The 22,210-nt window shown below is 48.2% G+C and carries 20 protein-coding genes; 9 read left to right on the top strand and 11 right to left on the bottom strand.

What is annotated here, in order from left to right; translation table 11 throughout:
- Positions 1–300 precede the first annotated feature (300 nt).
- The 3 genes from BUB37_RS13600 (at position 301) to BUB37_RS13590 (ending at position 3,487) form a co-directional block, all read left to right on the top strand.
- Positions 301–1,383, top strand: coding sequence for a nickel-binding protein (locus BUB37_RS13600; protein ID WP_094766734.1), 1,083 nt, complete (start codon positions 301–303; stop codon positions 1,381–1,383).
- 267 nt (positions 1,384–1,650) lie between these two features.
- A complete protein-coding gene (locus tag BUB37_RS13595) occupies positions 1,651–3,027 on the top strand; it encodes an FAD-binding oxidoreductase (protein ID WP_072994373.1) in 1,377 nt (458 codons plus the stop codon).
- Between the two features lie 85 nt (positions 3,028–3,112).
- A complete protein-coding gene (locus BUB37_RS13590) occupies positions 3,113–3,487 on the top strand; it encodes a cupin domain-containing protein (RefSeq protein ID WP_072994372.1) in 375 nt (124 codons plus the stop codon).
- A gap of 42 nt (positions 3,488–3,529) precedes the next feature.
- On the opposite strand, the gene gldC is transcribed toward BUB37_RS13590, so the two are convergent.
- Together gldC and gldB are read right to left on the bottom strand one after the other, a co-directional pair.
- On the bottom strand, positions 3,530–3,865 hold the full coding sequence (gene gldC / locus BUB37_RS13585) for a gliding motility protein GldC (RefSeq protein ID WP_072994371.1): 336 nt from the start codon (positions 3,863–3,865) through the stop codon (positions 3,530–3,532).
- Entirely contained in the window at positions 3,866–4,849 is a 984-nt protein-coding gene (gene gldB, locus BUB37_RS13580) for a gliding motility lipoprotein GldB (RefSeq protein WP_072994370.1), read from the bottom strand.
- A gap of 69 nt (positions 4,850–4,918) precedes the next feature.
- Here gldB and nadE point away from each other — a divergent pair, with 69 nt between their 5' ends.
- Together nadE and BUB37_RS13570 are read left to right on the top strand one after the other, a co-directional pair.
- Entirely contained in the window at positions 4,919–5,710 is a 792-nt protein-coding gene (gene nadE, locus BUB37_RS13575) for an NAD(+) synthase (protein ID WP_072994369.1), read from the top strand.
- A 170-nt stretch (positions 5,711–5,880) separates the two neighbouring features.
- The gene (locus BUB37_RS13570; RefSeq protein ID WP_072994368.1) at positions 5,881–6,510 is read left to right on the top strand and encodes a response regulator; all 630 of its coding nucleotides are present in this window, start codon (positions 5,881–5,883) and stop codon (positions 6,508–6,510) included.
- 58 nt (positions 6,511–6,568) lie between these two features.
- Here the strand turns inward: BUB37_RS13570 and dnaG are convergent, their stop codons facing one another.
- Positions 6,569–8,548, bottom strand: coding sequence for a DNA primase (gene dnaG / locus BUB37_RS13565; RefSeq protein WP_072994367.1), 1,980 nt, complete (start codon positions 8,546–8,548; stop codon positions 6,569–6,571).
- Positions 8,549–8,859: 311 nt separating this feature from the next.
- On the opposite strand from dnaG, the gene BUB37_RS13560 reads away from it, so the two are divergent.
- Entirely contained in the window at positions 8,860–9,105 is a 246-nt protein-coding gene (locus tag BUB37_RS13560; protein ID WP_072994534.1) for a zinc-ribbon domain-containing protein, read from the top strand.
- Here the strand turns inward: BUB37_RS13560 and BUB37_RS13555 are convergent.
- From BUB37_RS13555 to BUB37_RS13520, 8 genes are all read right to left on the bottom strand, one after another.
- Complete coding sequence (locus tag BUB37_RS13555) at positions 9,102–10,175, bottom strand: hypothetical protein (RefSeq protein WP_072994366.1); 1,074 nt, start codon at positions 10,173–10,175, stop codon at positions 9,102–9,104. The two genes, BUB37_RS13560 and BUB37_RS13555, sit on opposite strands and share 4 nt — an antisense overlap.
- A gap of 120 nt (positions 10,176–10,295) precedes the next feature.
- Complete coding sequence (locus BUB37_RS13550; RefSeq protein ID WP_139278116.1) at positions 10,296–11,048, bottom strand: hypothetical protein; 753 nt, start codon at positions 11,046–11,048, stop codon at positions 10,296–10,298.
- Positions 11,035–11,595 carry an RNA polymerase sigma factor gene (locus BUB37_RS13545; RefSeq protein WP_072994364.1) on the bottom strand — a complete coding sequence of 187 codons (561 nt, stop codon included), beginning with the start codon at positions 11,593–11,595 and terminating at the stop codon, positions 11,035–11,037. The genes BUB37_RS13550 and BUB37_RS13545 overlap by 14 nt, the downstream gene beginning before the upstream one ends.
- A 94-nt stretch (positions 11,596–11,689) precedes the next feature.
- Positions 11,690–12,667 (bottom strand): polyprenyl synthetase family protein, encoded by a 978-nt coding sequence (locus BUB37_RS13540; protein WP_072994363.1) that lies wholly within the window; start codon positions 12,665–12,667, stop codon positions 11,690–11,692.
- A 136-nt stretch (positions 12,668–12,803) separates the two neighbouring features.
- On the bottom strand, positions 12,804–13,844 hold the full coding sequence (rlmN, locus tag BUB37_RS13535; protein ID WP_072994362.1) for a dual-specificity RNA methyltransferase RlmN: 1,041 nt from the start codon (positions 13,842–13,844) through the stop codon (positions 12,804–12,806).
- 117 nt (positions 13,845–13,961) lie between these two features.
- Positions 13,962–15,011, bottom strand: a complete 1,050-nt coding sequence (queA, locus tag BUB37_RS13530) for a tRNA preQ1(34) S-adenosylmethionine ribosyltransferase-isomerase QueA (protein ID WP_072994361.1) — start codon at positions 15,009–15,011, stop codon at positions 13,962–13,964.
- A gap of 250 nt (positions 15,012–15,261) precedes the next feature.
- The gene (locus BUB37_RS13525; RefSeq protein ID WP_072994360.1) at positions 15,262–16,494 is read right to left on the bottom strand and encodes a 3-phosphoshikimate 1-carboxyvinyltransferase; all 1,233 of its coding nucleotides are present in this window, start codon (positions 16,492–16,494) and stop codon (positions 15,262–15,264) included.
- Positions 16,495–16,589: 95 nt separating this feature from the next.
- On the bottom strand, positions 16,590–16,916 hold the full coding sequence (locus tag BUB37_RS13520) for a nucleotide pyrophosphohydrolase (protein ID WP_072994359.1): 327 nt from the start codon (positions 16,914–16,916) through the stop codon (positions 16,590–16,592).
- 527 nt (positions 16,917–17,443) lie between these two features.
- On the opposite strand from BUB37_RS13520, the gene BUB37_RS13515 reads away from it, so the two are divergent.
- The 3 genes from BUB37_RS13515 to BUB37_RS13505 all read left to right on the top strand — a co-directional run bounded on the left by BUB37_RS13515 (position 17,444) and on the right by BUB37_RS13505 (position 22,142).
- Positions 17,444–18,637, top strand: a complete 1,194-nt coding sequence (locus tag BUB37_RS13515; protein WP_072994358.1) for a sialidase family protein — start codon at positions 17,444–17,446, stop codon at positions 18,635–18,637.
- A gap of 201 nt (positions 18,638–18,838) precedes the next feature.
- Entirely contained in the window at positions 18,839–19,654 is an 816-nt protein-coding gene (locus BUB37_RS13510) for an HpcH/HpaI aldolase family protein (protein WP_212635295.1), read from the top strand.
- A 40-nt stretch (positions 19,655–19,694) separates the two neighbouring features.
- Entirely contained in the window at positions 19,695–22,142 is a 2,448-nt protein-coding gene (locus tag BUB37_RS13505) for a type 1 glutamine amidotransferase family protein (RefSeq protein ID WP_072994356.1), read from the top strand.
- The last annotated feature ends 68 nt before the right edge of the window (positions 22,143–22,210 follow it).

Genomic DNA, 22,210 nt, shown 5'->3' with positions numbered 1-22,210 from the left:
CCTTTACCCTGTGATTCCCGATAATGCCCTCCAAAAACCAGTCGCGCCTCCCCTAAAAAGGATGGTTATGACCTATTTATAGCATAATTTGAACCAAAAGTCCGATTTTACGTTCATGTAATTCGTATATTTATACTATTCCCTTCGAATTATATATAAGTTGGTTTTTTATCCCATGCCGACCTCCATGGGCTCCCCCTATCGTAGCAAAGACCGAGGCCCAACATAGGGCCCAAACCCCAAGATCAAGCATTTAGGGGTATTGGCACTGATGTATTCTAAATTTTAACACCCAGGATTATGCCGCTATACATGGATGTACACCAAGTTGATTCCGATGATTTTACGGTCGAGGACGTTATTCAGGCCCACTTGAGGGACCTTTCCGTACAGGAGCGTTTTGGGGTAATACAACGAAAGTATTGGGTCAACGAAGAAGACAAAATGGTATTTTGCCTCATGGAAGGCCCCAATAAGGAAGCCTGCCACAAGACACATGAAGAATCCCATGGCATGACGGCGTGCAATATCATCGAGGTATCCGACGACGAGTACAATATTTTCATGTCCCATGGCAGTACCCAAAAAAACGATTTGGCCTATACGGCCGACGGCCAACTTGACCCTGGTTTTCGAACCATTCTACTGATAAGCACTTCCGACTTTTCGGGAAACTACCAGCACTATATAAGGGAAACAAGAAACTTGATTGAAAAATTCCACGGAAAAATCGTACGTCAGCCCCACAACGATGAAACGATGGCTTCATTTCTGCTGGCTTCCGATGCCATTATAGCCGCAATGGCCATCGCCAACTTATTGCAAAGCGTTCCGGACAATTTTGAATACCGATTGGCCCTCGTCAGTGGCAATCCGGTAGATGACAGCGGGACCGACCTGTTCGAGGAAACAAAAAAAAGGGTACGCACCCTCTGTTGGATCGGGTTGAGCAAGGTGGTTTATTTGGATGCGATTACCGAAGCCCTTTCCCATAAGGAATCGAACACCCCTAAGATCAATCACGCCCATGTCAAGATCGTAAACGCCACCGATTTTTTGTTCTGTGAGAAACTGTCACGGATTTTGGAAAGCGAACTGAACAATCCCAGTTTTAAAAGTGATGGACTGGGCCCCTTATTGGGGCTGAGCAAGGCCCAGACCTATAGAAAGATAAAGTTACTTACCGGAATGTCGCCCAATACGATGATCAGGGAACTCCGGCTTAGAAAATCGCTCAAGGCCCTAAAATGCAAACAACGGACCGTAGCTGAAATTGCCTATGACCTCGGTTTTAATAGTCCCACCTATTTTACAAGGGTCTTTAGAAACCGGTATGACGTACTGCCGACATCCTACGCCAAAATTTCCTCCGCCAGCGCCTAAACGTTTTGGGATGGACCTTTTGTTCCGTCTTCCGATTAAAAAAGTACATCCTTGATCCAATTGTTTCAGCCTTTGATCCCGCTGTTACATTTTTGAGTTTTTTTCCATAGTAACTTTGAGACCGTATTGCAGCAGGACAAACGATTATCAAAAACTTAGCTTCCCCCTGTCCGTATCCGTCGTCCTCTCCCCCGAACGAAATACATTTTGACCGAATATACGGGCCGGTAGCAAAACCGTCCGGCCTTAACAAATACATCACACAAAATGGAAACAAAGATCAAGGAATTGGAGAGTCGGGTAAAAGGCGAAATCATCCTGCCCCAACACAAAAATTACGACGAGGCCCGTAGCATTTACAACGCGATGATCGATAAGCGCCCAAGTATTATCGTAAAATGCAAGGATAGGGAGGATGTGGTCGCAGCCGTTAATTTTGCCAGGGAAAATGGTTTGGAGGTCTCGATAAAAAGCGGGGGGCATAACGGTGCCGGATTGGCTTTGGTCAACGATGGATTGGTCATCGACCTTTCGGAAATGAAGGCCATCGAAATAAATGCGGACAACAAGACCGCTAAAATACAACCGGGAAGGACCCTGGCCGAAGTAGACAAGGCCACCCACGAATACGGTCTGGCCCTGCCCAGTGGCATCATTGGAACAACTGGGGTGGCGGGACTGACCCTAGGCGGCGGAATGGGCTATTTAAGCCGAAAGGGCGGTTTGACCATAGACAACCTACTGGAAGCGGAAGTAGTGCTGGCCACGGGTGAAACGGTTACCGCCAGCGCGTCGGACAATCCCGATCTTTTTTGGGCCTTGCGCGGTGGCGGGGGCAACTTTGGGGTCGTCGTATCCTTCACCTTTAATTTGATTCCCATAAAAAACATCTATGGCGGCCCCATGTTCTGGCCAGTGGAAAAGGCGGAGGACGCCATGAAATTCTATGACACTATGCTCAAAAACGCTTCGGACGACCTCTATGGCTTTTTCGCCTTCTTGATCGTACCTCCCGGCGATCCGTTTCCCGAACACCTGCACATGAAAAGGGTCTGTGGTGTGGTATGGTGCTACACGGGGCCCATGGAAAAAGCGGAAGAGGTTTTCAGGCCCATCCGTGAATTCGGCCCGCCCATTCTCGACTTTGTCGGCGAAATGCCGATGCCCGCCCTCAACGGTCTTTTCGACGGACTCTATCCGAGCGGAATGCAATGGTATTGGAGAGCCCATTACATCAACGAACTTACGGATGGGTGCATCCAAGAAAACATAAAACACGGTTCGAATACCCCTTCCGTACGTTCGACCATGCACCTCTACCCCATTGACGGAAAAGTACACGAGGTATCCCGGGAAGACACGGCTTGGGCCAACCGAGGCGCGCGTTGGGCACAGGTAATCGTAGGCGTATCCCCAGAACCGACCGATGCCGACAAGATCACCAAATGGTGCAAAGACTATTATGAGGGCATGAAACCCCATGCCGCAGGAGGCGGGGCCTACGTCAACTTTATGATGGAGGAAGGCCAGGAACGTATCAAGGCGGGCTACAAGGGCAATTACGAACGGTTGACCAAGGTCAAGAAACAATACGATCCGGATAATTTCTTTCATATCAACCAGAATATCGTACCAGCCCGTTGATCTGTCGGCCCTATCGCCCTCCCTTTTTATCCGATATAAAACTCGAAAAGGGTCCTGCACTTTTTGAACCTAAAAACAAATCGACTTGAAAATCAACAAAATAGACATTCCCGTTACCATGGAGGCCCCGGGTACCGTGATGCGTGCCCTGCCCAATTACGGCGGCATGACCGTATGTTTCAACGAACTGCCCAAGGGCACCGACTTTACCCCCTTGTTGCAGGGTTTAAGCAACGACAGCTGCCATTGCCCGCATTGGGGCTATGTCATCGAAGGCAGGATTAAGGCCGTATACGACGATGGCCAGGAAGAAACCGTAAGTGCCGGGGAAGTCTTCTATTGGCCCGCGGGGCATACCGCCATTGTGGTCGAAGACGTAAAGATGATCGATTTTAGTCCCTCAAGGGAGTTCAACGAAGTGATTGCCCATGTCGGTAAAAAGATGGCCGGGATGGGGTAGTTGCCTTGCAAAGACCGATGAAGGATTTATAGGTTACCTTCCCTATTTCTTTAATTCCAACTTCTCTGCGAAGTAGTCGCAGAAATCCCTCATGGTGGCCGTCATTTTTTCGTCTTGGGTGGCCTTCATAAAGGTATCGGAGAGCGAAACCAGGGTTTGGTGAAAAAAGATCTTCATTTCATCGACCGGCATATCCTTTGTCCAGAGGTCTATCTTAAGCGACTCGCGGTTCTTGCTGTCCCAGACCGAAAGCAACATGGCTTTGGCCTCCTCGTTGTCAACTCCCCCGTCCTCAGCCGACCACGACAAGGTTTCGGGTACCCGGTTTTCATCCAGTCCTACCCTTAGGGTAATCTCCGATGTATGTAATTTCGCCATTTATTTTGCAGGTTTATAGTTCGATTTTTTAAAAATTTCGTCCGAAGGCAATTTCAACATTTGTTGCAGGGTCACCTCGTTCTTGTCCATAAAGGCCCTGACCACCCTCCAACCGATATAGCGACCTATACGGCCCGGGGATTCGTTGTCGAGCTCCAGCCCGAATTTTGAAAAGGGTGCCGGATCCAGGAACCTACGGGACAGCTTTACGTCTGTACTATACAAATACTCCCTTTCGATAAAGTTGCGCCAAATGGGCACTTCATTGGCTTCGGCCCAAGCGAGCTCATCTTCCGAATAGTGTATTCGCAAATAATCGGGAGAACCGGGCATAAGCCTATCCTTTAAGTAAAGTTCCTTGCCGTAATACACCATACGGGCGAGGAAGGAACGATTTTCGGGCTTGGGCACCACCCGTTTGGCAAAGGCGCTGGCCACATCGCTGATCAGGTAGGCCTCATCGAGGTTCGCCTTTATGTAGTTCTGTATATTTCCGTAGAACTCGTGTTCCGCTCCCAAATAATTGTCCAATCCGATCAACAGCAGACTGTCGGTCAGAATAATACGGTTTTCATATTGTACGTCGGAGGTCAATGTGACGACCTCGGGCACCTGGTAGTCGGGAAAGTAATATTTGATATGTTTGAACAGGTTTTCCAGGCCCTCCCTTTGTTCGTCGAAATTGGCGAACACCCCTTGAACCTCTTCCAAAAGCTCTATTTGCAAGGTATCTTGCAATTTGGCCACCCAAACACTGTCGGGGTATTGGGCCGGAAATAAATAGGGATATGTTTTTCTCAGTGCGGGAATATCGGAGGGGGAGGCCTCGGCGAATTCGCGATCAAAACGCGAAATTTTCAAATCGACCCCTATCCTTTGTACCGCCTGCTCGACCTTATCGGTATCATTACAACCATAAAACACGGCGATATTCAGCAAAATCGCAAAAATGAACCTTTGTCCGTAAAGAATTCTTCGATACATTTTAATTATTAGACGATAGACATTAATTTTAACCGGTAAAGTTAATCGATCTTAACCAAAGAACATCTTATGCAGACAGAAAAGGTAACCGACCATATCGTAAATTGGCTAAAAGCATATGCCACCAAGGCTAATATCAAGGGTTTTGTCATCGGCATATCGGGCGGAATAGATTCCGCGGTTACCTCGACCCTCTGTGCAAAGACAGGCCTGGACCTGCTGTGTCTGGAAATGCCCATCCACCAGGCCGAGAATCAGGTAAATCGCGCTTCGAGGCATATCGACTGGCTTCAGTCCAACTTCGACCAGGTAAAACGACAGCCCGTAAACCTCACCCCGGTGTTCGATAGTTTGGTCGATGCCCTGCCACCGGTAGAAAACGAGGAAGAGCGTTTTATGTCATTGGCCAATACCCGCGCCCGGTTGCGAATGACCACCTTGTACTACTTTGCCGCCCTACACGGCTACCTCGTTGCGGGCACCGGAAACAAGGTGGAGGATTTTGGTGTCGGGTTCTATACCAAATACGGGGATGGCGGTGTCGACCTCAGCCCCATAGCCGACCTTTTAAAAACGGAGGTCTACGAAATAGCCAAGCATTTGGGTGTTAACGAGGAAATCATCAAAGCTGCCCCGACCGATGGTCTGTGGGGAGACGACAGAACCGATGAAGACCAGATAGGTGCCTCATACCCAGAACTTGAGTGGGCCATGGCCATGCTCGACCAAGGAAAGAATGAAAACGATTTTTCAGGCCGGGAAAAAGAAGTATTTCGTATCTTTATGCGATTTAATACGGCCAACAAGCATAAAATGCTTCCAATACCCGTTTGTGAGATACCCGTTGAGTTAAAACAGTAATTTGACCTAAATAGGTGTAATATAAACGAATATATTCAAAAAACGGGCCGTTTTTGTGAAAAAAATATGACTTTTGTTCAAGAAATTAGATTTTTAAACCTTACATTGCGTGTCAGTATTTTTTTTCACGCCCGAACCGAAAGTTTATCATCTAGACTAAAACTATCAAAATGATCAAAGTACTAATTGCGGACAATCATCCAATTGTCAGAATGGGTGTTACAAATGTTTTAGAGGCTGCTACAGGGTTTGAAGTAGTCGACACGGCATCAACAACTTCCGAGCTTTTTGAAAAATTGGAGAAAGTCACTCCTGATGTGATAATGTTGGAAATGGACATTCCCGAAATCAATGGAATTGCCACCCTAAGGAAACTGAAAAAGGAAAATCCTGATGTCAAGGTATTAATGTACAGCGGCCAGTCCGAAGATGTTTACGCGCTAAGCACCATAAGGGCCGGTGCGTTCGGATACCTATCGAAGGCCTCGGATATCGACTACATTATTTCCGCCGTGAGAAAAGTTAGCGAAGGCAACATGTTCATCACCAATGAACTTGCACAAAGGTTGGCCTTTGACGAGGGAACCCAAAAACCAAGGAGGTTCTTCAGAAAACTATCGACCCGTGAGGTAGAGGTTTTAAAACTTTTGGCCAGTGGTAAGCGAAACAAGGACGTTGCCATCGGTTTGAACCTTAACGAAAAGACGGTCAGCACCTACAAGGCGCGTTTGATGAAAAAATTGAACGTCGACAATATGGTAGACCTACTACAACAGGCCAAGGCCTTGGAACTTTACTAATAGGCTCCCGTAGCATAAAGCATAAAAAGCCCGGACAGACGTTCGGGCCTTTTTTGTTTTACGAGAGTACCCGGTTCAACTTCTGGTTCAACAGCTTGTTCAATTGAATGTAGTTCATGATTTCCTCTAGGGTCTCCCGATTGTCTTGGGTGCCTTCCCTTGTCTCGCCTTGCAGGGCCGACATCCGCTTTTTGATCAAGAAACACCGCAAGGTCAATATGGTCTCACTGGTCAGCTGGGCCACCCCTATCTTTTTGTCCTTGGGGTAAATGTCCTTGCGTTCCCAATTGTGCAAGGTGTACTTTTCCTCTTCCATCATGATGGAAGAAACCTCGGAGACCATTTCCTGGTCCAAACTCCCCAAAAAAGTGCTTAGGCTAAAATTTTCGGATTGGTTCAAGGCTTCGATAAGCTTGTAATAAATAGTTCGAAAACGTTCGTTGGCCAGTTCGATCTCGTCTTCCTGAAGATCGAGGTAGATCTTTTCGTATACCTTGGCCTCTACCGACTCGGGCTCGAGGACCAGCTCACCCGTTTCGCTTTCCTTAAGTACCAGATCTTCGAACTTTTCGGTGTTATTGCCGTACAGCAATAGAATTTCGATGATCTTGCGTTCCAATTCGTATTGTACGTCGACCTTTTCGACCGTGGCATCGTTCTTTACGACATCAAAGGCCTTTTGCTCTTGCCGCTGCTTTTTCGATGCCTCCGTAGATTCCTTTTTTCCGATTTGGGCCAGGGTACTGAACAGTACGGATTCGGACACGTTCATAATGCCCGCACACTCCTGTATATAGATCTCTTGCTTGATCCCATCGGGTATCTTGGCAATACTGTTGACGATATCGCGCACCGTTTCGGCACGCTTGATTGGATCGTTGGCGGCTTCCTTGGCCAATAAATTGGCCTTGAACTGGATAAAATCCTTGGCATTCCCCTCCAAATAGCCCACGATGTCTTCCAATTCGTTGTTCTTGGCAAAACTATCGGGGTCTTCGCCTTCGGGAAAGGTACAGACCTTTACGTTCATCCCCTGCTCCAAGATCAGGTCGATGCCCCGCAACGAGGCCCTAAGCCCTGCGGCATCGCCATCGAACAAGACCGTGATGTTCTTGGTCAGGCGATTGATCAGGCGGATCTGTTCCGGGGTCAAGGCCGTACCACTCGACGAGACGACATTTTCCAGACCCCGTTGGTGCAATTGGATAACATCGGTATAGCCCTCGACCAAAAAGCAGTTGTCTTCTTTGGCAATGGCTTTCTTTGCATAAAAAATGCCGTAAAGCACCTTGCTTTTGTGGTAGATATCGCTTTCGGGCGAATTCAGGTACTTGGCCGCCTTCTTGTCGTTGGTCAGAATACGCCCCCCAAAGCCCAATACCCGGCCGCTCATGGAATGGATCGGAAACATGACCCGCCCCTTGAACCTGTCAAATTTTCTGGTCCCGTTAGGGTTATTGGGGTCGGGCTTGACGATGGTGAGTCCCGTTTTCTCCAAATAGCTTAAGCGGTAGCCCTTATCCAGGGCGGCGTTGGTAAAGCCGTCCCATTGGTCCAAACAATAGCCCAGACCGAATTTCTTGATGGTCTCGGGGGTAAAGCCCCTTTCCTTGAAATACGTAAGGCCAATGGCTTTGCCCAGTTCGCTATTCCAAAGCATATCGGCAAAGTGCCTTTGGGCAAACTCGGAAACCAAATACATGCTCTCACGCTCATCCGCCTCTTGCTTTTGCTCATCGGTACGCTCGGTCTCCTCTACCTCGATATTGTATTTTTTGGCCAAGTATTTTATGGCCTCGGGATAGGTAAAATGTTCGTGCTCCATTAAAAAGGCAACAACATTGCCCCCTTTGCCACTACTAAAGTCCTTCCAGATCTGCTTGACCGGCGAGACCATAAAACTGGGGGTCCTTTCGTCGGTAAACGGGCTCAGGCCCTTAAAGTTCGCCCCCGATTTTTTCAACTGCACAAAATCCCCGATAACCTCCTCCAATCGGGCGGTTTCGAATACTCGGTCTATGGTCGTTTTTGAAATCACAGCGTGTCGTAAAAAGGAAATAGCGCCTAAAGATAGACACTATTTAAATGCTAAAATAATTAAACCTGGTTTGGCACCGGCCGCTCTTGCAAAAGCTACCGCCCTGTAAAGCAAAGGGACTACCGGAGCCTATCGGAAAACGGAAAAAACACGGCTTTTTTCCAGACCGTAAATTTACTATAAAGCAAGACATTTGGCAACTCCCCGGGGCTCGAATGGGCTTGGTCGGACCCAAGCCCTTCCCTCCTTTGGCCGATGGTATTTTTGATATAACTTTGGCACGACCGACGAGTACAAAAAAAACGATACAAATGATTCTTTTCTTTGGAACCCGCCCGGGAAAAACGGAAATTAAGCAACTTACCGGGGTAGCTTGCCCCTATTGCGAGCAAGTGGGCACTATTTCAGTTTCAAAATCGAGCAATTGGTTCCACCTGTTTTGGATCAAGCTCTTTAAGATATCGAACCACTTGATCGCCGAATGCTCGCACTGCAAACGGGTATATTTTGAGGATGAATTTTCCGAAGCCATGCGCAAAGCCTTGGATTCGGACTAGTCAAGGTCGAATCTCAGGCCCAACGAAATATTGTGCTGATCTACGGAAGCATCCTTAAAAATGGGGTTCAAATCGTATTTGGCGTATAGCAAGACCCCATCAAAACCCAAATATCCGCTTAGACCGTAGATAAAATTACTCGTATTGTAACTTCGCTTGAGTTTGTCCTTTACCGTTTCGCCATCAACCTCATACTTGAGTTTTTGCCGTGTTCCGAGGTTAAATCCGGCATAGCCACCAAGGCCCACCCTAAATTTGTTGTGAATATCGTACCTGATCTTTTCATCGCTACTTGAAAAATTTGAAGGTCCGATTTCAAAATGAACGGGAAACACCAGGTTATCCATTCTAAATTTGGACTTCTTCAAGTCGGTTTCGAACTCCTGTAACCGGGCTTCACCATCCTGCATCACGAAGTATTGGTTATCTTCAGGTTTTAGACCGTTGAACTGAAGTGATGCCCCATAGGCCAGTCGCAGAAAATTGGAATTTTCGAAGACCCGTGTCCTCCACACCCATCCCAGTTCAAAAAAGCGGCTGCCCCCTACCTTATAGGGCGAATCGTCGAGGGATCCCCCCTCGAAAAGGGCATTGTTAAGGCCGATGGCCACTACGGGATAACTATAGGTCCGTTTGTCGAAGACCACCTTTTTTTGATTTCCGGAGTTGTACTTTACCCCGAAAAGCACATCGCCCCCTTCGTCTTTCCCTCCAATGGCCACTTCGATACTATTGGTATCCAGGTTCAGGTCGGTGGTACCCGTCCGCTTCAGGAGTTGGATGCTATTTTCTATGATCGCCAACTTGTTCTCGATATTCTTGGCCCGTTTTTCCGCCGCCGCCTTTTTCAATCGCCCGGCCTCCTCCTTCGTAATCTCCTTGTTCCGCAATCGCCCGTTTATCTCCTCCACCTCGATTTTTAAGGCCTCGCGCTCGTTTTGCACTACCTCCTCCTTTTTGCCCTCAAGCCTTTGGATTTCATAGGAAGTGTCCCCGTCTTCCTGAGCTAGGGCCTGATGGGCAAAAAAGGTAAGTAAAAGCACAATTAAATAGGTAACAATAGTTTTCATGACAACTGATTTGATTGATAATTGATAACTGGTAATTGATAATTGATGATTGATAATTGATGATTGATGAATAAACCCCTCCCCTTTCGACAGGGACGAAGTGCGGTCGAATATGATAATTTATTCGTTTCTGGTAGCCACGGCCGTCCTGACCTTGAGCAAACGTTCTTTAAGGGCCTCAAAAATCTGATCGCGGAACGATTGGTCTATCTCGTATTCAACGTCGGCCAAAAGGGCCATGGCATCGACCGTTCGCCCATTTTTACCCAGTTCGCCCTCCAAGATAATTTCTCGCTGGGCGGCTCGCAGCAGTTCGTCGATCTCGGCATCGGATACGGCGACCTCATCCTTTTCGAGACCTTCTATTTTGGTAACGATTTCATCGACCTTGGCATCGATGAGGGTTTTGGGGGCATCGACCAAAACCACCGGTTCCTTGGCCACGCCTTCCGTTTTATCGACGGATACGAGTTCTTCGCCCCAACTATCGGATACTTCGGCCTCATCGGTATCCGCTCCCTTGGTCGCGGCGTTCCCCTTATGCCCCGCCACCTCCGCCGGTACATCCTCCCCAATGATGGGATCGGTGCCCGGGGTTTCCTCGACGGCCTTTTGAGGTGCCTCGTCGACTTCGACATCCGTAACCTCCATAGGTGGCCCCACTTCGGTTCGTTGGGTGGCAAGGTAGATTATCGAAGCGAGCAATATACCCGCAAAGCTTGCGGCCATAACATACCTATTGTAGGGTTTGGGCCTTGGTTTGCGCGAGGTTTCCAACTGTTCCTGAATTCGTTCCCATGCCTTGGGCGAAGGTTGCAACCTACGCCCCTCCAAGCGCTTCCTTATAAAATTATCCGTTTCATCTGTCCGCATATCCTATGACATTTTGTTGTTTTAGTTTTTCTTGAAGCCATTTACGGGCCTTAGAGAGCTGTGACTTCGAAGTACTCTCGGCAATGCCCAGAATTTGGGCGATATCCTGATGTTTATACCCCTCGACGGCATAAAGCACAAAAACGGTGCGGTAGCCTTCGGGAAGGGCATCGATCAAATGCTGGATGTATTCCACGTCAAGTGGGTCTTCTTTGTCCACCTGCAAGGCCGCCTCCTCAAAAACACAATTGTCGAACACCACGAATTGATGTTTGCGCAAATAGGAAATACTTTCCCTCACCATAATTTTACGCACCCAGCCTTCGAAACTGCCATCGCCCCGGTAGCTTTCCAAATTCTTGAAGACCTTGACAAAGCCCGTGACCATGACGTCTTCGGCAAACTGTAGATCCTTGACATACCGCCTACATACGCTCAACATAATCGGCGCATATTTTTCATAGAGCCGCTGTTGGGCGTCCCGATGGCCGGATATCGATTTGCGTATGAGCTGCTTTTCGTTTTTGTAAAATGGAATGATCTTCAATTCTAACGTTATTGGCTTCTATAAAGATAGACGCGGAAAAAGGGAAAAAGGTTGCCTAGGGCAAAAAAAAGAAAGGGCAGGCCCAAGGAAAAGGCTATTTTTTTCGGTCGACGACATAATTGACCATAAGCTCAAGGGAGCTTCGGTATTCCGATTCGGGGTAGGATCTTAGGATGGCAAGGGCCCTTTCCTTAAACTCCAACATTTTTTCTACGGCGTACTCCAGTCCCCCTCGGTCTTTGACAAAGGCAATAACCTCCTTGACCCGTTTTTTGTCCTTGTTATGGTTCTTGATCGAATTGATCAGCCATCGTCTTTCCGACTTCGAGCAATGGTTCAGGGTATAGATCAGGGGCAGGGTCATTTTTTGTTCCTTGATATCGATACCCGTGGGCTTTCCTATTTTGTCCTCCCCGTAATCGAAGAGGTCGTCCTTGATCTGAAAGGCCATTCCGCACAACTCCCCGAACTCACGGAAGGTTTCGACATGCTCCGTATCGGGTTTTACCGAACAGGCTCCCAGACTGCAGCAGGCCGCGATCAAGGTTGCCGTCTTTTGGCGGATGATATCGTAGTAAACCGCTTCGGTAATATCCAATCGCCTGGCCTTCTCGATCTGCAGGAGTTCGCCCTCGCTCATTTCCCTTACGGCCACCGATATAATTCTCAGCAGGTCAAAATCACCGTTGTCTATCGAGAGCAATAAACCCTTTGACAGCAAATAATCGCCGACCAAAACGGCAATCTTGTTTTTCCAAAGGGCGTTGATGGAGAAAAAGCCACGCCGTTTACTGCTTTCGTCGACCACATCGTCGTGCACCAAGGTGGCGGTGTGTATCAATTCGATGACCGAGGCGCCCCGATAGGTACGTTCGTTGACCTCGCCGTTGCTCAAGAGCTTGGCCGTCAAAAAAACGAACATGGGCCTCATTTGTTTGCCCTTTCGGTTAACGATGTAATAGGTAATGCGGTTCAACAGGGCCACTTTGGAGGACATAGCCTCCCGGAACTTCGTTTCAAAAAGTTCCATTTCCTTATTTACCGGGTCCTTTATTTGAGCTACGATCTTCAAGCAGTTCGGTTTATTCGCACAATGGTTTCGCGAAGGGGTAAATTTAGGGAAAATAGTTTGCAGTTGACCGTTCTGGCCGACGAATGGAAAATCTATTTATCAGGGCACCGGTTTTTAGGCTATATGGGAAAGGAAACTATTGTTTGTTCGCCAATTGGCCACAGGCCGCATCGATATCCTTGCCCCGCGAGCGTCTTACCGTAACGGTTATTCCGTTTCGCTCCAGGGTATCGACATACCTATCGATGGCCGAATCGGGGGCCTGAAGAAACTCGCCATCATCGATAGGGTTGTACTCTATAAGGTTTACCTTCGAAGGGGCGAAGCGGCAAAAGCGCACCAAGGCATCGACATCTTTCTGCGTATCGTTAATTCCCTTCCAAACCACATACTCGTAGGTAATCCTGCTCTTGGTCTTGTCGTACCAATACTGCAAGGCTTCGCGCAAGTCGGCCAAGGTGAAGGTAGCGTTGAAGGGCATGATGGTGGTCCGTATTTCATCGATTGCGGAATGCAGGGACACGGCCAACTTGAACTTCACCCCGTCATCGGCCATTTTCCGAATCATTTTCGGAACGCCCGAAGTGGAGACCGTAATACGTTTCGGCGACATGGCCAGGCCTTCAGGAGAGGTAATTTTCTCTATGGCCTTTAAAACATTGTTGTAATTCATCAGGGGTTCGCCCATCCCCATAAAAACAATATTGCTCAAGGGCCTGTCAAAGTACAGCCTGCTTTCATTGTCTATGGCCACCACCTGGTCATAGATCTCATCGGGGTTCAGGTTGCGCATGCGCTTAAGGCGTGCAGTGGCACAGAAACGGCAATCCAAGCTACAGCCCACTTGGCTCGAAACACAGGCCGTGGTACGGGAACTTGTAGGTATAAGGACCGATTCGACCACTAGACCGTCGTGGAGTCTTACGGCATTTTTTATGGTGCCGTCGCTACTGCGCTGCATTTGATCGACCCGAATATGGTTGATCACAAAGTTGGCTTCCAACATTTCCCTTGTGGCCTTCGAAAGATTGGTCATCCCCTCAAAGGAATGGGCAGACTTCTGCCACAGCCATTCGTAGACCTGGTTGCCCCGAAATGCCTTGTCGCCATGGGCCACAAAGAAATCGCGCAGCTGTTCCTTGGTGAGTGCCCGTATGTCTTTCTTTTTCGTTTCCACAAGGTCCTAAGTATAAAAAACCCTTCTCTATTGTCAAAGGAGGATAAAGAAGGGCTTTTGGGTTGCTACCGTCAAATTCCGAAAAAAGGGAATTTTTAGGCAATCGTATTGTTATGATTATATGATCAACATGGCATCGCCGTACGAATAGAACTTATACTGCTCCAAAATCGCTTCTTTGTACGCCTTTTTCATCAAATCGTGTCCCATAAAGGCCGAAACCATCATCAAGAGTGTCGATTTAGGCAAATGGAAATTGGTAATCATGCAATTCGCTATGCTAAAATCGTAGGGAGGGAAAATGAACTTGTTGGTCCACCCTTCGAAAGTGTTCAAAGTATGCTCCGACGAAACCGCACTTTCAAGCCCTCTCATGACCGTAGTACCAACGGCACATACCTTCCTTTTGTTCTTTTTGGCATTGTTAACGATTTGGGTCGCCTTTTCGTCAATGACCAATTCCTCACTGTCCATCTTATGCTTTGAAAGGTCTTCTACCTCAACGGGATTAAAGGTCCCCAAACCTACGTGAAGGGTAACCTCGGCAAAATCGACACCTTTGATTTCCAACCTTTTTAGCAGATGCTTACTAAAGTGAAGTCCCGCTGTCGGTGCGGCAACCGCACCTTCGTATTTGGCGTAAATGGTTTGGTAACGCTCTTCGTCTTCGGGTTCCACTTCCCTTTTGATGTACTTGGGCAAGGGGGTCTGGCCCAGTTCCCTGAGCTTTCTTCTAAAATCGAGATACGACCCGTCGTATAAAAAACGAAGGGTTCTTCCCCGTGATGTCGTATTGTCGATAACCTCGGCCACTAGGGTCTCATCTTCGCCGAAATACAATTTGTTCCCGATCCTGATCTTACGTGCCGGATCGACCAACACATCCCAAAGGCGCTGCTCTTCGTTGAGCTCCCTCAGCAAGAACACTTCTATACGGGCCCCGGTCTTCTCTTTGTTCCCATAAAGCCGTGCCGGAAAGACCTTGGTGTTGTTCAACACCATGACATCGCCTTCATCGAAATAGTCAATGAGGTCTTTGAACATTTTGTGCTCGATTTTTCCCGTTTCGCGGTGAATGACCATTAGTTTCGATTCGTCCCTGTTCTCAGCAGGATACTCGGCCAACAAATTGTCAGGAAGCTCGAAATTGAAGTGTGATAATTTCATGTTGCGTTTACGTGTTATTTATCCCAAATAAGCAGTCGGCCAAAAAAAATAGCCCCGACATGCGGAGACTTTAGACAGGCCTATGCCATTAAGAATTTGGTTAAAGGTTTTGCGGCTGCAAATATACGATGTGCGAACAGGGGTTGTCAAGTAAATCGATGATTATATTCCATGTTTGGGGCCAAAGGCCCGAAAACCCCACTCGTACCCCCTATTTACGCGAATAAAAGAACTATCTGCCCCCAGGCCCCTATTCCATCTCCTCGACAAGGAAGCGAAGTTTCGCCAGGTCGCCCCAAAAATCGGGATACGATTTTGAAACCACCTCCGCATCGTTTATGTACAGATCGGTTTTCAAGGCCAAGGGGGCAAAAGCCATGGCCATGCGATGATCGTTATACGTATCTATGGCCACATCCTTGTTTATCTTGTTTGAAGGCAATAGGGTCAGGTCCTTATCACTTACCGAAATCGGGGCCCCGAGTTTGGAGAGTTCGGTATTCAGGGCTTCCAAGCGATCGGTTTCCTTTATCTTAAGGGTGTGCAGGCCTGTCAAACGACACCCCATTCCCATACCAAAGCAGGTAACCGCAATGGTTTGGGCAATATCGGGCGCATCGGCCAAATCTACGTCAAGGTTATCGGATTGGGGGCCGCCTGTCTTTACCAGCCTTATCGAATTGCCCTCAAAGCTCGTTTCAACCCCAAGTTCCCTATAAATTTTGGCCAACACGCTATCACCCTGCAAACTGTCTTTTTTATAAGAGGACAAGGTAATGGCAGACCCTATGTCGGCAAGGGCCACAATACTGTAAAAATAGGAGGCCGAGCTCCAATCGGACTCCACGACCAAGGTAACATCATCGACCGAGGCCTTGGGAAGAACCCTGATCGTATTGCCTTCAAAGGAATTGTCGACCCCGATCTGGGAGAGCAGGGCCAAGGTCATTTTTATATAGGGCACCGAGGTAATCTTTCCCACCAACTGCAACTCCAGTCCGTTTTCCAGGCTGGGGGCCATCAACAGCAAGGAAGAGATGTACTGACTGCTTATATTGGCCGGTAAGCTCACCTTGCTGTTACTTATCCTTTTACCCTTTATCCGTATCGGCGGATACCCCTCTTCCTTTTCATAGGCTATATCGGCCCCTAGTTCGCGAAGGGCCTCTACCAATACCTTGACCGGTCTTTCGGTCATCCGTTTAGACCCGGTCAACACAACCTCCTTGTTTTCCTGCGAGGCAAAATAGCCCGTTAGAAAGCGCATGGCCGTTCCGGCATGGTGAATATCGACGGTACCTTGGGCCACCTTCAGCCCCTTTTGCATTACCTCGGCATCATCCGAATTCGAAATATTCTCGATTCTAATATTCGGGTACAGGGCCTGTAACAACAAAGAACGGTTGGTCTCGCTCTTGGAGCCCGTAATCTGAATTTTTGAATTCAACAAGTTTTCCGGTGGGGCTGATAGGTGTAGTTTCAAAAGTATTTGGTCGTTTAAGGGGTTAGGTCCGCAAATTGGTGAGGAAAAAGAACCTCATAAAATCGGCGACGTCGATTAAAGCGGCAAATATACCATTATTTCAGCTTTTCGTTGTTGTGGTGGCGATCGTGGTCGCGACGGGTCTTCAACTCCAATTTCCTATCAAAGGCCTCCTGTAGGTCGACTCCGGTTTGGTTGGCCAAACAAAGGGTAACGAAGAGGACATCGGCCAATTCTTCGCCCAGGTCCTTTTTTTTATCCGATTCCTTTTCACTTTGCTCGCCGTACCTGCGCGCTATGATCCGGGCCACTTCCCCTACTTCCTCGGTCAGTTGGGCCATATTGGTCAGTTCGTTGAAATAACGCACCCCGTGGGTGTTTATCCAATCGTCTACGTCTTGTTGTGCCTTTTTTATGCTCATGGGTTTTCTTTGCCAGGACCACCTATTCCGGGCCCATTGGTATAACTTGATTGTACTATTCCTTAAAATCTCAATAGTCGATTTTCAAATCGATCGATTTATTTATTTCAAAGATAACGGATAATTGGATTTTATGGGCGGTATCCCGATTACATAATTGTATTTACAAAAAATTGTCGGGTAGGTTCATTACCATACCCATACCATCAAAACTTCGCCCTTGGAAAGGCAGTCGGTCCCCTTGCCCGGAGCCTGATTGCAAAAATTTTGTGCCGAACATATCATATATTAACCTTTGGCCAAAAATTATAATTATATATTGGCACAGCACTTTTAGACGAGGACAACCCCACTTTTCCTTTATGGGGAAATCGCCCTGTCGGGGCCATCGAAACCCCGTTGAAATTAGTGGTGGGTCTTGGTCCTTGGGTTAATATATGGATACCATAGAGAGTTAAGAAAAGGCTGTTAATCTGCCACAAGTTGATGTAAAATTTTATCAGTTTTTTTATAATACCTCAAATAAGATGAGACATATACCTTCATTTTTGCCCCTGCTATTCGTTGCCGTTTTACAGGTTTCCTGCAAGGGCCCCAATGAAAACAACATCGAGCACGTCAAGGTATATCATGAAAAAGGACGGTTTGCGGGATGGCCTGCCAATAATGGCATTTGGCAGTGGGGCGATGAAATTTTAGTTGGTTTTGCCAGGGGATACCACAAGGACCTGGGCCCTGAGCTCCACAATATCGATAGGGAAAGACCGGAGGAACACATGTTTGCCCGCTCCCTCGATGGAGGCGAGACGTGGCGTATCGAAGACCCTTCCAAAAAGGGTATCATGATAGCACGGGGAGCCTCGTTGCACGGTACCGAGCCCGACCCGGAGGGTATGAGGCCGATCGCCCAACTTAAGGAGCCCATGGATTTTTCACGGCCGGGCTTTGTTTTGAAATTTTGGATGCTCGACATGAACTCGGGGCCATCTATCTTTTACTATTCGTATGACAAGGGACACACTTGGAAGGGCCCCTATGGCCTAGAGGTAGATGGAAACGATAAAATCGCCGCCCGTATCGACTACATGATCGAAGACAGCGATAGTTGCATGGCATTCTTGACGGCCGCCAAAACGAACAATCAGGAAGGCCGGGTATTTGTGGCCAGGACCGATGATGGGGGTATGTCGTGGCAGTTGGTTTCATGGGTCGGGGAAGAACCCGAAAAAGGGTTCAGGATAATGCCCTCGACCGTCCGCTTGTCCGATACCGAATTACTATTGACCTCCCGCGTAAGGGAAGAATCGACCGATTGGAACGAATTGACCCCCAAAGAGAGAAAAAACAGTCGCTACATAGACTCTTGGCTCAGTAAAGACAATGCCCAGAGTTGGGAATACCTCGGCCGACCGGTCGAAGACCTTGGCGAAGGGAACCCCCCGAGCCTTATAAAATTACATGACGGCCGACTGTGCCTGACTTATGGCTACCGGGCAAAACCCTACGGAATCCGGGCAAAAATAAGTCATGACCGGGGTCGGACCTGGGGGAATGAAATTGTTTTGAGAAACGATGGGTCAGGTCGCGACATCGGGTACGTAAGAAGTGTACAACGTACCGATGGCAAGGTGGCCACAGTCTATTATTTTCAAGACAACGAAAGCCCTGAACGCTATATAGGATGTACGATTTGGGACCCCGATGCGATTGACGGCAACTAAAGAGCAACAGTGTTTCCGGTAGGCCTATAGCCACCACAAACAAAAGTCTGTTTTTTACTTACCGAATTCACCGTTGATCGAATCGAAGGACGGAATTTTATAAGGTTCCTTCAAGCATTTGGGAGCAAAGCGGCCATAATTCGGTTTCATCCCCTAAAAACAAAAAATTAAGTTCATATCCATTTTACAAAAACCCTAAGAATGATGACAGATAGCCTTTCACAAAAATTAAAGAACGGTGCCACGGTCTACGGAACCTGTATTCTTTCCACTTCCCCTATTTGGTCCAAGGTTGTTGAGACGGCGGGCCTGGATTTTGTTTTTTTGGATACGGAACATATTCCCATGGACCGAACCGAACTTACCTTTCTTTGCCAAGTATACAATGCCCGGAACATCACCCCCATCGTCAGGATCCCAAGTCCGGATCCATATACAGCCTGTATGGTCAAAGATGCCGGGGCCATGGCCGTCCTCGCCCCCTATATCGAGAGCGTGGCCCAGGTAAGGCAAATGGTCGGGGCCACGAAATACCGCCCCCTTAAGGGAGTACGCCTACAGAATGTCATTAATGGGGACGAAACCTTAAAGCCCGAACTCAAGGCCTACATCGAAAATTTTAACAGGGGAAGCCTGTGCCTTATAAATATAGAGAGTACCGTGGCGGTTGATGCCCTGGACGACCTCCTACAAGTCGAAGGATTGGACGGCATTATCGTCGGACCCCATGACCTCTCCATAAATATGGGGCTTCCCGAACAATACGATCACCCCGATTTTGAAAAAACGGTAAAGAACGTAATACAGAAGGCACGGAACAAAGGCCTTGCCGCAGGAATCCACTTCCCTGCGGGCCCCGATCGCCAGATCAAATGGATAGGCGAAGGAGCCAATATCGTACTGCACAGTTCGGATATGTTTCTCTTTGGACAAAAGCTAAGGGAAGACCTGGCACTGATAAAGACAGCTGCCGGCGATACAATCATCCAGGCCGAAAACCCCGGTTTGGCCATATAACCTGCAAAACCTCCCTAACCCTCCTATACAATTGTATCGAATGAAAACAACGTGTAACAAGATCCGTTTTTTGAACCCGTTCGTTATGGGCATCTGTTTATTCGTGATGGCCGCCTACGGAGGCCATTCGCAAACCATCGATGTCAGCGGTTCCCGAATTATCCATTTCGAGAAAAAAGACAAGCTAATCAAAAAATCGGTCGAAGTCTTACAGGAAGAAGTGTACAAAAGAAGCCAGATCAAGCTGGGCACAAGCCATACATGGCCCAAAGGGCAAGGTCCCATCATAGCCATTGGTATCGAGGGGCAATTGGCCCCATTTCCATTGGAATATAGAAAAACCATTTCGAACCTGCCCGATATCGGAAGGGAAGGCTATAAAATTGCCGTTGCGCCCGAAACCAATACCGTTTTGGTAGTCGGGCACGATGCCCGTGGCGTATTGTACGGTATCGGAAAAGTATTGCGTAAAATGATCCTGCGAAAAGGGAGCATAAAAGTGCCCGTCGACCTAAACATGGCCTCGACCCCTAGGTACCCGATTCGGGGCCACCAATTGGGATATAGGCCAAAAACCAATGCCTACGATGCATTTTCGCCAAAACAGTTTGACGATTATATTCGAGACCTGGCCATTTTCGGAGCCAATAGCATCGAAATCGTACCTCCGAGAACCGACGACGACCCTACGAGCGTGCATATGAAGGTTCCGCCCATCGACATGATAGCGGAGCAATCAAGAATAGGCCAATCCTATGGTATGGATGTATGGATGTGGTACCCCAATATGGGCCAAGACTATTCACATAAAGATTCCATACAAAAGGAACTCAAGGAACGGCATACGGTTTTTAAGGCCTTGCCCAAATTGGATGCCCTGTTCGTTCCCGGCGGCGATCCAGGCGAATTGGAACCCGACGAACTGTTCGAATGGCTGCAAAAAGTGTCAAACGTGTTACGCCAATACCATCCTGAAGCAAAAATTTGGGTTTCGCCCCAGGTTTTCAGACCCACAAAAAAATGGTTCGATGCCTTCTACAAGAACGTCAACAAAGAACCCGATTGGTTGGGGGGTGTCGTTTTCGGGCCGTGGATCAAAACACCTCTACAAGAAATCAGGAAATTGATCCATCCTACGATTCCGATAAGAAGATATCCCGATATTACCCATAGTTTAAGCAGTCAATACCCAATTCCCAAATGGGATTTGGCCTATGCCATCACCCTTGGGCGGGAATGCATCAATCCCAGGCCTACCGACGAGAAAATGATCCACAATGCCCTTGACGAATATGCCCAGGGAAGCATAAGCTATTCCGAGGGAACCAACGACGATGTCAACAAGTTTGTGTGGAGTGACCAAGATTGGGACCCCGACACCCCGGTCATCGAAACATTGCGGGATTATGCCCGGTATTTTATCGGTCCCGATTATACCGAAGCGGTCGCCCAAGGGATCATTGATCTGGAGCGAAATATCCAAGGTCCGTTATTGGTAAACGACGGCGTTATGCGCACATTGCACCAATGGCAGGCCATGGAGGCGAATGCCCCCGAAGAGGTTATGGCCAATCCCCGCTTTCAAATGGGCCTTATACGTGCCTATTTTGACGCCTATACCTATAGAAGGTTGATCTACGAAACCGAATTGGAGCAGGCTGCACGCGAAACCTTGGCCCAAGCCAAGGACATAGGTTCCTTGGCCGCAATCGGCGAGGCCCGGAAAATATTGCGCAAAGCCGTTACCGAACCTGTCTATCCCGAATTAAGGGAGCGCTGTTTTGCCTTGGCCGATTCCTTGTTTAAAAGCATTGGGGCACAATTAACGGTTAACAAGCACAATGCGGCCGCCGGACGCGGCAATTTCATCGATAATATCGACCTGCCCCTGAACGATGCCATGTGGATGAACGACAAACTTAGGGCCATCGAAGCCTATGACCGCGAAGATACCAGGTTGAAAGAGATCGACCGGATGCTGCGAAGAACAGATCCGGGACCTGGCGGATTCTATGACAATTTTGGGTCTCCAAAAAGTTGGGCGAGAATAAAATCGGATGTCCCCCGTGAAGCGGACCCAGGCAATCTGGCCTCCCCGCGCATCAGTTTTGGCATTGGCCTCAAAGGAGAGGAATGGGTACACGAAATAACCGCCATAGGCTTTGAGGGGCAAGCTTCGCCCATGGCATGGATGCAACAAGTTACCACCCTTTACGACCAGCCCCTCGAAATCGTTTATGACCGGCTAGACCCCAAGGGTTCGTACACCATAAGGGTCGCCTATACGGGGCGCTTCCCTTCCAAAATAAGAATGGTGGCCGACGAGATCCCCGTCCACGATTTTATCAAGACAGGCGAAAAGCCCATTTATGAATTCAGTGTACCACAAGAGGCGGTCGCCGATGGAAAAGTCCTGTTCAAATGGACTTGCGGTGAAGGTGAGCGAGGGTCCCAAGTAGCCGAAATTTGGCTAATGAGAAACCATTAGCCGTCATCGGCAACGGGGCCACATAAAGTCAAATGAGGTATTTGGGGAGGATAGGCCCCAAGGAGCGT

It is taken from the genome of Pseudozobellia thermophila (assembly GCF_900141855.1).
Taxonomy (GTDB): domain Bacteria; phylum Bacteroidota; class Bacteroidia; order Flavobacteriales; family Flavobacteriaceae; genus Pseudozobellia; species Pseudozobellia thermophila.
Note: the sequence above shows the minus strand (reverse complement) of the source record. Positions and strands in the feature narration are given on the sequence as shown.

What these genes read in the sequence shown, in the direction of transcription:
- BUB37_RS13600 (WP_094766734.1), top strand. Translation starts at nt 301, where the DNA reads ATGCCGCTATACATGGATGTACACCAAGTTGATTCCGATGATTTTACG.
- BUB37_RS13595 (WP_072994373.1), top strand. Translation starts at nt 1,651, where the DNA reads ATGGAAACAAAGATCAAGGAATTGGAGAGTCGGGTAAAAGGCGAAATC.
- gldC (WP_072994371.1), bottom strand. Translation starts at nt 3,865, where the DNA reads ATGGCGAAATTACATACATCGGAGATTACCCTAAGGGTAGGACTGGAT.
- gldB (WP_072994370.1), bottom strand. Translation starts at nt 4,849, where the DNA reads ATGTATCGAAGAATTCTTTACGGACAAAGGTTCATTTTTGCGATTTTG.
- nadE (WP_072994369.1), top strand. Translation starts at nt 4,919, where the DNA reads ATGCAGACAGAAAAGGTAACCGACCATATCGTAAATTGGCTAAAAGCA.
- BUB37_RS13570 (WP_072994368.1), top strand. Translation starts at nt 5,881, where the DNA reads ATGATCAAAGTACTAATTGCGGACAATCATCCAATTGTCAGAATGGGT.
- BUB37_RS13560 (WP_072994534.1), top strand. Translation starts at nt 8,860, where the DNA reads ATGATTCTTTTCTTTGGAACCCGCCCGGGAAAAACGGAAATTAAGCAA.
- BUB37_RS13555 (WP_072994366.1), bottom strand. Translation starts at nt 10,175, where the DNA reads ATGAAAACTATTGTTACCTATTTAATTGTGCTTTTACTTACCTTTTTT.
- BUB37_RS13550 (WP_139278116.1), bottom strand. Translation starts at nt 11,048, where the DNA reads ATGCGGACAGATGAAACGGATAATTTTATAAGGAAGCGCTTGGAGGGG.
- queA (WP_072994361.1), bottom strand. Translation starts at nt 15,011, where the DNA reads ATGAAATTATCACACTTCAATTTCGAGCTTCCTGACAATTTGTTGGCC.
- BUB37_RS13520 (WP_072994359.1), bottom strand. Translation starts at nt 16,916, where the DNA reads ATGAGCATAAAAAAGGCACAACAAGACGTAGACGATTGGATAAACACC.
- BUB37_RS13515 (WP_072994358.1), top strand. Translation starts at nt 17,444, where the DNA reads ATGAGACATATACCTTCATTTTTGCCCCTGCTATTCGTTGCCGTTTTA.
- BUB37_RS13510 (WP_212635295.1), top strand. Translation starts at nt 18,839, where the DNA reads ATGATGACAGATAGCCTTTCACAAAAATTAAAGAACGGTGCCACGGTC.
- BUB37_RS13505 (WP_072994356.1), top strand. Translation starts at nt 19,695, where the DNA reads ATGAAAACAACGTGTAACAAGATCCGTTTTTTGAACCCGTTCGTTATG.